Consider the following 9,089-nt stretch of genomic DNA (forward strand, 5'->3'; position numbering starts at 1 on the left):
TCACGAGCGCTGGGACGGCAGCGGGTACCCGAACGGCATCGGCGGAGAGACAATCCCCCTGTCGGGCCGCATCGTCGCGGTCGCCGACGTGTTCGATGCGCTCACCACGGCGCGTCCCTACAAGCAGGCTTGGTCGCCGCAGGAGGCGCGCGCCTATCTCCTCGACAAGAGCGGGTCTCATTTCGACCCGGGCGTCGTCGCGGCCTTCCTCAGCCGTTGGGCCGACATCGCGGCCCAGCTGAATTCGGTGAGCGAGGCGGCATGAACGCGGCGAGCTGCCGGACGATCTGACATGCACGAGACGACCAAAGACCGGATGTCCGCGGGGCGCCTTGGGGCTGCGGCGACACGCTTTAGACGGGCATGGGACAGCATGCGGGGTGGTGAGACGGGCCGGAGCGGTTCCTGGCCGGGCAGCGCGTGGCGGCGTCGCGCGAGTCTTGCGGCGCTGCGCACCGACCGGCGCGGCTCGGTCGCCGTGCTCTTCGGCCTCGGGGCGACGGTGCTGATCGGCCTCGCGGGTGGAGCGAGCGACTATGCGCGCCTGATCCACCGGCGCAGCCAATTGCAGGCGGCGGTCGATGCCGGGACTCTGGCCGGCGGCAATGCCCTGAAACTCGCCGCCTCGACCCCGGCCAGCATCGTCGGCCTCACCGAGCAGACCATCCGCGACGCCGCGAAGGCCGCCCCCGATCGACCCATCACCGTCAACGTCACCGTCTCCGAGGACCGTACGGGCGTCTTCGCGCGGGCGGAGGAAAGCATTCGCCTCACCTTCGGGGCATTCGTCGGCTACGGAAGCACGATTGTCGCCGCAAAAGCCCGGGCGAATATCGTCGGCCGGATGCGGCTGTGCATGCTCGCCCTCGATCCCGGTGCGGCGGGCGCGTTCAACCTGCAGAAGAATGCCCAGGTCACGGCCAACAATTGTTCGCTGTACTCGAATTCCCGCAACCCGATGGGGATGGTGGGCGGCGACAACGCGCTCGCCAAGGCCCAGACGATCTGCTCCTCGGGCGGCTATCTCGGCCCGAGGGCCAACTTCTCACCGAACCCCCAGACGGATTGCCCGGCGATCGAGGATCCGCTGAAGGACCGGCCGGCCCCGACGATCGAGGCGTGCCGGGAGCTGCCGTTCCCGCTAAATCTCCTCAAGCTCACCGAGAACAAGATCGACACCACCGTCACCCTTGAGCCCGGAACCTATTGCGGCGGCCTCCACATCACGAAGAACGCCGTCGTCACGCTGAAGCCCGGCATCTACGTGATGAAGGACGGGCCGCTCGTCGTCGACAAGAAGGCGACGATGACGGGCACGGAGGTGGCCTTCTACTTCACGGGCAACAAGGGCGGCCTCGTCTTCGACAAGAAGACCACCATCAGCCTCACGGCGCCGACCACGGGCGTGATGGCCGGGCTGCTGATGTCCGAGGAGCGGACCGTCGCCCTGCCCATCGACCCGACGACCCTGGTCGAGACCCTCGTCGGCGACATCATCTCGCCGACCCCGCCGGCGCTGAGCCTCACGAAGCCGCTGCGGGTCTACCGCATCATCAGCGACAACGCCCGCACCATGCTCGGGACGATCTACCTGCCGAGCGGGCGGCTCGTCATCGACGCGAGCAAGCCGGTGGCCGACCAATCGGCCTACACGGTCGTCGTCGCGCAGCAGCTCAATCTCTACGAGGGGCCGAACCTCTACCTCAACGCCAATTACGACGCGACGAGCGTGCCGGTCCCGAAGGGCGTCGGCCCCGTATCGGGCAAGCTGATGCTCACGCAATGAGCTGGCGCCGCGCAGTCTCGGCGAGGTTCGGACGTCTCTTCGCCCAGAACAGCGACGGCGCGACGGCGGTCGAATTCGCGCTCGTCGCCTTTCCCTTCATCGTTCTGCTGTGCGCCACCTTCGAGGCCGCGTTCCTCTTCCTGTCGCAACAGACGCTCGACGTCGCGGTCGACCGCGCCGCCCGCCTGCTGCGCACCGGCGAGTTCCAGGACCTCGCCGATGGGACCGAGGCGTCGGAGCGGATGCGGCGGATCATGTGCGGGAGCAGGGCGGTGTTCTTCCGCTGCGACGACCTGCGCCTCGACGTGACCCGGCAGTCCGGCTTCTCGGCGAGCGAGATCCCGCCGGCCTATGACGGGAAACGGAAGGATTTCGTCGTCAGCTTCGGCACGCATTTCGAGTGCCCGGAGGGCAACGACGTGGTGGCGATCCGCGCGGCGGTGCCGGTGGCCCGGCCGTTCAGCTTCCTCGATGTCAGCGGCAACGGCATGACCGGCGGGCGGCAGCTCCTGACGACGACCGCGATCTTCCGGACCGAACCGTACAGCGGCAAGTCGTGCACCTGAGAGCGCGATCACCTCACCACGGCGCGATCCTGTTTCGAGGCCATCGAACGTAGATCGCGATCATGGGCCGCCGAGGCGCGAAGGCCCGCGCGATCGCCGCCGGGCCCGCTCCCGACGCCTGACGCCCTACTTGCTCTTTCCGGCCGTCTTGCCGCCCTTCTTGCCGAGTTCGGCCTGGGCCGAGGAGGAGGTGCGCGGGTTCGATTTGCCCTCGTGGCTCGCCTTGGCGTTCGCCCTCTTGGCCGCCGCGCTGCCGTGGCCCTTCTTCTCCGTCATGGTCCGCTCCTCCGCGATGACCGGCAATGCGGGCAAACCGCGATGCGTTCCGGAAGCCGCGCGCCTATGAGATGCCGGGGACCGGATGCCACCGGACCGAGAGGGTGAAGGGCGATGCCGAGGGACGCGATTCCCGTGTCGGGCGATGGGCCGGGGCGGCGTGGGCGGCGGCTGACTCGCGCCGCGTCGGTCGCCTCGCTGCTCCTGGCGGCGGGCAGCGCGCGGGCCGAGCCCGATCTCGTCGACGCCGCGCGCCGCGTGCCCGGCCTCGTCACCGAGATCCGCTACGCGGGCCGGCACAATTTCGTCGGGCGGCCGATCGCGGGCTACGAGGCGCCGCTCTGCCTGCTGACCCCCGCCGCGACGGCCGCGCTCGCCCGCGCCCAGGCCGCCCTGGAGCCGGACGGGCTCGGCCTGAAGGTCTTCGATTGCTACCGGCCCCTCCGGGCGGTGGCCGATTTCGTCCGCTGGGCGCGCGACCCGGCCGATGTCGCCGGGAAAGCCGAGTTCTATCCCGATCTCGACAAGGGCGACCTGTTCCGGCTCGGCTACATCGCCGAGCGATCCGCCCATTCCCGCGGCTCCACCGTCGACATCACCCTCGTCGAGCGCGCCACCGGGCGCGAGCGGCCGATGGGCACGCCCTTCGACCTGTTCGGGCCGCGGTCGGGGGAGGGGGCCGCGCTCTCCGACGAGGCCCGTGCGAACCGGGCGCGCCTGCGCGAGGCGATGAGCGCGGCGGGCTTCATGCCCTACGCGCCCGAATGGTGGCACTTCACCCTGCGCGACGAGCCTCACCGGACCCAGGGCTTCGACGTTCCGGTGCGCGCGCCGGTGCCCTAGGGTCAAAACTCGATCAGCTTGACCGTGCGAGGGGCCGCTTGCGACCCATCGCGGGCCTCCGGAAGGTCCGCTTCCTGGCAGCGCGGCTGACGATGACCTACGACCGTGATGGGTGGAAAGCGGAAGTCAGGTAGGGGCAGTCCCGATGTCAGCTTCCTCCACGGCTTCGTTCATCAAATGCTGCTCACTGCGCTTGCGCTCGCAGAAGCCCACTTGCTAGGGTGCGGCAATGTTTAAAAGTAATCCGGACAAAATCCCGACGCCATACGATGCCATCTGGTTCGGCATTAAATGGAATGTTCTAGCTATTGTCGTCTTATTTATTGATTTTATTGCAATCGACGCAGGGTCATATCTCGTAGGCGCACTGGTATCTTTTGCATACTTATATTACTTCATCGACTCACTGAGAGACTACAAGCGGCGAGCGAAGTTGGGCTTGAAGAGAGTTCCGAGAAGATATCTCGATAGTGTCTCCGAACGTTGACGACTAAAAGTCAAGTATTGCGTCCGAGTGTTTCCTGTTAGGCGGGAGCGGCCTAAAAAATCAACATAGTAAGGCTACCAATCCTTGATATTCATCTAGAAAGATTTGCGTCTGCTAACGATCGGCTGCGGAACGTCCGCTTCGAGGCGAGTGACCAAAGTCCGGTTGCCACCCTCAGCGGCCCTTCACGCGGCCAAGCTGATTGAGTTCAGACCCTAGCAGAGAGCGGCCGGCGCGCCGCCCGGACCCGGCCGTCTGTGTGCGAATCGGGACGGGGAGCGAAAGTGGGCGGATGGGGGTTGATGCAGGGAGGGCCTGCTCATGACACCATCCCCGTTCGACCGCCTCGATCTGGTTCGCCTGCCCGACGGGCGCGTGGGCGCCATCGTCGGCGTCTGGAACCTCGGCGAAGCCTACGAGATCGATGTCGGCGACGTCCGCGAGACGTGGTCGGCCGACGATCTCACGCCGACGGATTAGGCCGCCTCAGGGCACAGGCGCCGCCGGCGCGCGCAAGCGCCGGCCGCCTCTGCGCGTGCGCGTCGCGCTAGCTGCGCGACGCCATGAGGTCGTGCGTCAGGACCGTCAGCTTGCCGATCAGGCTCACAATGTCCTCGTTGGTGCAGGACCAGTGCGTGCCGACGGCGCCGCCATCGGCCGCGACCGAGACGACGGCCACGGAGCGGAGCTTGCCCTCGCGGGCCAGGGCGAGCTGATCCTGCAGGACCGCGATCAGCGAGGCGATGTTCTCGTCGGCCTCGACATCGACGGCGCGGGTCGGCAGCCGCGCGACGTTGACGCGCTCGGGGGAGGAAGTGCCTGCCAACATCACGCAACCTTTCGACGCGAGGAGGCCCGGAACGGGCCCAGAGGCCCGCTCAACAGGCGCCGGATCAGGGGATCGAAGCGCGTCGGAAGCGCCTCCCCGTCCGGGAGGGGCAGCACGTCGCGCAGCCCGGAGGCGACACCGCGGGTGACGCAGCCGGCGGCGTGCCGGTCGAGATCGGCGACGGGCCGTCCGGGGCCGATGGCCGCCGAGCTTCTGGCCGTGCGAAGAGCAAACATGACGCGCTCCCTGGTTCCCCGATCCGCCGCGCACCTCATCCTCCCCGGGTGGAGGGAATGTGGCCGCGGCGAGGGGGCGGCACGTTTGTGCGGCCTGCGTGTCCTTTGGGCGACACTCCGGTCCGACCGGACCGCTCAGGCCACGAGCGCGTCCCGCACGTCGCGGATGCGCCACGCGTAGCGCGCCAGGATCGACCGGTAGGGCGCAAACGCGGCGGCGAAGGAGGCCGTGTCCGTGCAGCCGGTCAAGCGGCGGAGGCTGCCCACGGCGGCCACGTCCCCGACCGGCCAGATGTCCGGGTCGAGGTAGTGGAAGATGCCGATCATGTCGGCGGTCCATTGCCCCACCCCGCGGATGCCGCAGAGGATGGCCGAACGGTCCGCGTGGGGCATTCCGGCGAGATCGGCCGTCAGCAGCCCGGCCTCGTCCGCCTCGCGGATCGCCTGCAGGGCCCGCACCTTGTTCCGGGAAATGCCGCAGGCCCGCAGTGCCTCCTCGTGCCCAGCGACGAACAGGTCCCGCGGCGACAAGGCCCGCGCCGCCGCCGCGGCCTCGACCCGTGCCCAGATCGCGGCCGCGGCCCGGGTGGAGAGCTGCTGGTTGACGACCTCGACGAACAGCCGGTCCGCGACGCGGGCATGGATCGGCACCGCGATGCCGATCGGCCCGACGCGCTCGATGGCGGACAGGAGCGGCTCGGAGACCGTGCCGGCCACCTGCCGCAGGTGGTCGTAGACCTCGGGATCGAGCATCGGACCCGGCCACCCCCTTCGACGCGTCTCGACTGACGCTCCCCCGGAACATGTCGGTCCCTCCGGCGTCGCCTGCAACCAAACCCGGCCGGGGGCCCTTGGTTCGGCGGCGGCGCGGGCCCGATGCGGCGCCGGCACACGACTCTTCTTAGCCGGACGGTGGGCGCTGCCCGCGCCTGGATGCGGGCCGAGCGAGCCCGGCATGCCGGCCCGCCGATGCCGCCGCAAACGCCCCCCGCCGGAACAGGACGCCCCCCCGCGATGACCGAGCCTTCGCCCCTCCTGCAGCCCGGCTGGCGCGACGCGGCGCGGACGATCAACGGCCTCTCGCTCCACCTCGTCGAGGCCGGCCGCCCCGGCGATCCGCTCCTCGTCCTGCTGCACGGCTTTCCCGAGTTCTGGTGGGCGTGGCGCCACCAGATCACCCCGCTCGCGGAGGCGGGCTTCCACGTCGTGGTCCCGGACATGCGCGGCTACAACACGAGCGACGCCCCCCAGGAGGTCGGCGCCTACGACCTCGACACGCTCGCGGCGGACGTGGTCGCGCTGGGCGACAGCTACGGGGCGGGCCGGTTCCACCTCGTGGGCCACGATTGGGGGGCGGTGATCGGGTGGTGGGTGGCGGCCCGGCACCCCGAGCGGATCGGGCGCGCGGTGCTGATGGACGGTCCGCATCCCGACATCTGGGCACGGCAGGTTCGGCGCCATCCGACCCAGGCGCTGCGCAGCACCTACGTGGCCTTCTTCCAGCTGCCCTGGCTGCCCGAGGCGAGCCTCGGCAGCTTCGATTTCGCGGGCCTGCGGACGATGATGCAGGGGAGCGGGGGGCCTGAAACCTTCGAGCCCGGCGCGCTCGACCGCTACGCCGAGGCATGGGCGCATCCCGGCTCGCTCACGGCGATGCTGAATTATTACCGCGCCCTGCGCGAGCGGCCGGCGCGGGGCGAGCCGGCCCGGCTGGCGCCGCCGACGCTGATCCTCTGGGCGGGCGAGGACAGCTTCCTGGAGCGTCACGTCGCCGAGGCCGGCCTCGCGCTCTGCGACGATGGCCGGCTCGAGATCGTGGAGGGCGCAAGCCACTGGCTGCATCTCGAACAGCCCGACCGCATCAACCGGCGCATCGTCGCCTTCCTGTCCGGCGAGGGATGACGCTCTCGGGCGGCGCGCCGCTTCGAGGATCGCCGGACATGACCAAGAATGCGCCCCACCCGGTTCGGCAGCCCCTGCCCGGTGGCGGGCGAAGGCGACGCGGCATCAGACGACGTGGAAATCCGCCGCCGTCAGGCTTGCCGTCGCCACGTTCTGCAGGGTCAGGCTGTGGGTGGCGTCGAGGCTGATCACCGTGTCGGCGCCGACCTGCGTCGCCTGGGCGAGGATGGCCGCTTCATCGGCGAATGCGTTGGACGACACTTCGACCACGTCGCGGTGGATCTCGAAATCGGCGATCCGCGCATGTCCGGCGAGGGGGCTGAACACGAAGGTGTCGGCCCCCGCTCCGCCCGAGAGCAGGTCGTCGCCGCCTCGCCCGTCGATCCGGTCGTCGCCCGCGCCGCCTTGCAGGACATCGTCGCCGGCCGTTCCCGTCACGACCGGCGCGGCGGCGTCCGGCTTGACCGTCAGGTCGATGGTCCCGGTCGCGGCGAGGCGGCTGTCGCTCGCCGTGAAGGTGAAGCCGTCGCTGCCGGCGTAGCCCGCGTCCGGCGCGTAGGTGTAGCGGCCGTCCGCGCCGAGGCTGAGTGTGCCGTGCACGGGTGCCGTCCGGACCGCGTAGGTGAGGGCGTCGCCATCGATGTCGGTCGCGGAGACGCTGCCGGAGAGCGGCGTGCCCGCCTCGGTCGCCGCTGCGGCGCTCGAGGCCGAAGGGGCGTCGTTGACGCCATGGAGGACGAGCGTCTGCGTCTGCCGAACGCTGCCGCCCTGGCCGTCCACGATGTCGTACGCGGCCACGATGGTCCGTGTCGCCCCCTCGGCCAGGGCGTCGAAGGCCGGATCCGACGGATCGACCGCGAGCGTGCTGCCGGACAGGCTCAATCCGGCCGGCGGGGCGGCCGAGGGCTGACCGTCCACGCTATAGCGGAGATCGGTGATGGCGAGGGCGTCGCCGTCCGCATCCCGGGCATTGAGGAGAAGGTCGAGGAGGCGGGCGGCGCTCCCCTCGTCCGCCTCGAGGGTGAGCGGGCCGGCCACCCTCGGCGCATCCTCGACCGGCCGCACCGTCAGCGTGACGGTGGCGACGTTGCCCGCGTCCGATCCGTCATTGACCCGATAGGTGAATTGGTCGGTGCCGTTGAAATCCGCGTCCGGCGTGTAGGTGTAGTGGCCCCGTGCATCGATCGCGACGTGGCCGTGGGTGGCCTCACCCACCAGCGCGACGATGAGGTCGTCCACCGAGGTGTCGGGGTCGATCGCGGAGAGCTGTCCTGCGAGAACGCCATCCTCGTCGCCCGAGGCGGCGGCGTCCGCGGCGACCGGCGCGTCGTTGCTCCCCGTGATCGTGAAGGCGATGTCCTTGTTCAGGCCGCCGACGAGACGGATCTCGACCTTCTCGGTGACGATGGCGCCGGCCTGGAGCGCGTTCGTCGCGCTGCGCGCGTTGTCGAGGGCGTAGGTCAGCGTGTTCGCTGCGGTATCGAGGAGGGTGGTGCCGTAGGTCCCGGCCTTGGCGAAGGTCGCGGGCGTGAGTTGCGTCCAGCCGGCGGTGTCGTAGGCGGGCGCATTCGCGGCGCGCACGAGCCTCACGACCGATTCGGGCACGCCCGCGGTCTCGGCGCCGGCCTCCACCAGGATCTCGCTCGGCGGCGAGGCGCCGAGGCCCGGCGGATCGAAGGCGTGCGGCAGCACGCCCGTCACGACGAGATCCGTGACGAGGGTGGTGCCGTCCGTGAAGGTGACGCTGGCCACGACCGTGTTGCTGTCGCCGAGATAGGGCTTGAGCGCGGCGAGGTTCGCGTCGATCTTGAGGCCGAGCGGCGTGGAGACGAGGTTCGCCTTGGTGATGCCGGGCACCACGCGCGCGTTCACGCTCAGCGTGAAGGCGGCGATGCTCGCCGAGGGCACCGGCGAGCCCAGAAGAGAGGCCGAGAGCGCGCTCGGCGTCGTCACCTTCTCGGCCCCGCCGGTGTTGTCGATCGGATCGAGATAGGTCAGCGAACTGTCGCCGATGCCGATGGCCGAGATCTTCGCCTTGTAGACCTCGGTCAGCGTTTTCACCTCGTCGGCGAATTTCGCGATGATGGCGGCTTGGTTGGTGGGGCTCGGATTGATGGTGACGACGCCGGTCGTCCCGCTGGCCGGCATCTGGTTCGCAGGGGTG

General features: G+C 69.7%; 11 protein-coding genes. 6 read left to right on the forward strand and 5 right to left on the reverse strand.

What is annotated here, in order from left to right; genetic code table 11:
• The 3 genes from E1J50_RS25065 to E1J50_RS25075 all read left to right on the forward strand — a co-directional run.
• The coding region (locus E1J50_RS25065) for an HD-GYP domain-containing protein (protein WP_281024596.1) at positions 1-265 on the forward strand (265 nt) is incomplete at its 5' end.
• A gap of 108 nt (positions 266-373) precedes the next feature.
• Entirely contained in the window at positions 374-1,786 is a 1,413-nt protein-coding gene (locus tag E1J50_RS25070) for a TadE/TadG family type IV pilus assembly protein (RefSeq protein ID WP_165937975.1), read from the forward strand.
• Positions 1,783-2,352 carry a TadE/TadG family type IV pilus assembly protein gene (locus E1J50_RS25075; protein ID WP_132256857.1) on the forward strand — a complete coding sequence of 190 codons (570 nt, stop codon included), beginning with the start codon at positions 1,783-1,785 and terminating at the stop codon, positions 2,350-2,352. Before E1J50_RS25070 ends, E1J50_RS25075 begins: the two co-directional genes overlap by 4 nt.
• Before the next feature lie 126 nt (positions 2,353-2,478).
• Here the strand turns inward: E1J50_RS25075 and E1J50_RS27605 are convergent, their stop codons facing one another.
• Entirely contained in the window at positions 2,479-2,628 is a 150-nt protein-coding gene (locus E1J50_RS27605; RefSeq protein WP_165937976.1) for a hypothetical protein, read from the reverse strand.
• Positions 2,629-2,742: 114 nt separating this feature from the next.
• Here E1J50_RS27605 and E1J50_RS25080 point away from each other — a divergent pair, with 114 nt between their 5' ends.
• Positions 2,743-3,471 (forward strand): M15 family metallopeptidase, encoded by a 729-nt coding sequence (locus E1J50_RS25080; protein WP_132256859.1) that lies wholly within the window; start codon positions 2,743-2,745, stop codon positions 3,469-3,471.
• Positions 3,472-4,279: 808 nt separating this feature from the next.
• A complete protein-coding gene (locus E1J50_RS27610; RefSeq protein ID WP_165937977.1) occupies positions 4,280-4,438 on the forward strand; it encodes a hypothetical protein in 159 nt (52 codons plus the stop codon).
• A gap of 67 nt (positions 4,439-4,505) precedes the next feature.
• Here the strand turns inward: E1J50_RS27610 and E1J50_RS25085 are convergent, their stop codons facing one another.
• The 3 genes from E1J50_RS25085 to E1J50_RS25095 all read right to left on the reverse strand — a co-directional run bounded on the left by E1J50_RS25085 (position 4,506) and on the right by E1J50_RS25095 (position 5,776).
• Positions 4,506-4,784, reverse strand: coding sequence for a hypothetical protein (locus E1J50_RS25085; protein ID WP_245516750.1), 279 nt, complete (start codon positions 4,782-4,784; stop codon positions 4,506-4,508).
• Between the two features lie 2 nt (positions 4,785-4,786).
• The gene (locus tag E1J50_RS25090) at positions 4,787-5,023 is read right to left on the reverse strand and encodes a hypothetical protein (protein WP_132256861.1); all 237 of its coding nucleotides are present in this window, start codon (positions 5,021-5,023) and stop codon (positions 4,787-4,789) included.
• Positions 5,024-5,158: 135 nt separating this feature from the next.
• On the reverse strand, positions 5,159-5,776 hold the full coding sequence (locus E1J50_RS25095) for a DNA-3-methyladenine glycosylase family protein (protein ID WP_132256863.1): 618 nt from the start codon (positions 5,774-5,776) through the stop codon (positions 5,159-5,161).
• Positions 5,777-6,037: 261 nt separating this feature from the next.
• Here E1J50_RS25095 and E1J50_RS25100 point away from each other — a divergent pair, with 261 nt between their 5' ends.
• On the forward strand, positions 6,038-6,925 hold the full coding sequence (locus E1J50_RS25100; protein ID WP_132256866.1) for an alpha/beta fold hydrolase: 888 nt from the start codon (positions 6,038-6,040) through the stop codon (positions 6,923-6,925).
• Positions 6,926-7,030: 105 nt separating this feature from the next.
• Here E1J50_RS25100 and E1J50_RS27615 read toward each other — a convergent pair.
• Positions 7,031-9,089: tandem-95 repeat protein (locus E1J50_RS27615; RefSeq protein ID WP_207919291.1), on the reverse strand; the 2,059-nt coding region annotated here is incomplete at its 5' end.

Source organism: Methylobacterium segetis, assembly GCF_004348265.1.
Lineage (GTDB): Bacteria > Pseudomonadota > Alphaproteobacteria > Rhizobiales > Beijerinckiaceae > Methylobacterium > Methylobacterium segetis.

Excerpts from the sequence above, each read along its gene's own strand:
- E1J50_RS27605 (WP_165937976.1), bottom strand. The coding sequence starts at position 2,628 with ATGACGGAGAAGAAGGGCCACGGCAGCGCGGCGGCCAAGAGGGCGAAC.
- E1J50_RS25080 (WP_132256859.1), top strand. The coding sequence starts at position 2,743 with ATGCCGAGGGACGCGATTCCCGTGTCGGGCGATGGGCCGGGGCGGCGT.
- E1J50_RS25090 (WP_132256861.1), bottom strand. The coding sequence starts at position 5,023 with ATGTTTGCTCTTCGCACGGCCAGAAGCTCGGCGGCCATCGGCCCCGGA.
- E1J50_RS25095 (WP_132256863.1), bottom strand. The coding sequence starts at position 5,776 with ATGCTCGATCCCGAGGTCTACGACCACCTGCGGCAGGTGGCCGGCACG.
- E1J50_RS27610 (WP_165937977.1), top strand. The coding sequence starts at position 4,280 with ATGACACCATCCCCGTTCGACCGCCTCGATCTGGTTCGCCTGCCCGAC.
- E1J50_RS25075 (WP_132256857.1), top strand. The coding sequence starts at position 1,783 with ATGAGCTGGCGCCGCGCAGTCTCGGCGAGGTTCGGACGTCTCTTCGCC.
- E1J50_RS25100 (WP_132256866.1), top strand. The coding sequence starts at position 6,038 with ATGACCGAGCCTTCGCCCCTCCTGCAGCCCGGCTGGCGCGACGCGGCG.
- E1J50_RS25070 (WP_165937975.1), top strand. The coding sequence starts at position 374 with ATGCGGGGTGGTGAGACGGGCCGGAGCGGTTCCTGGCCGGGCAGCGCG.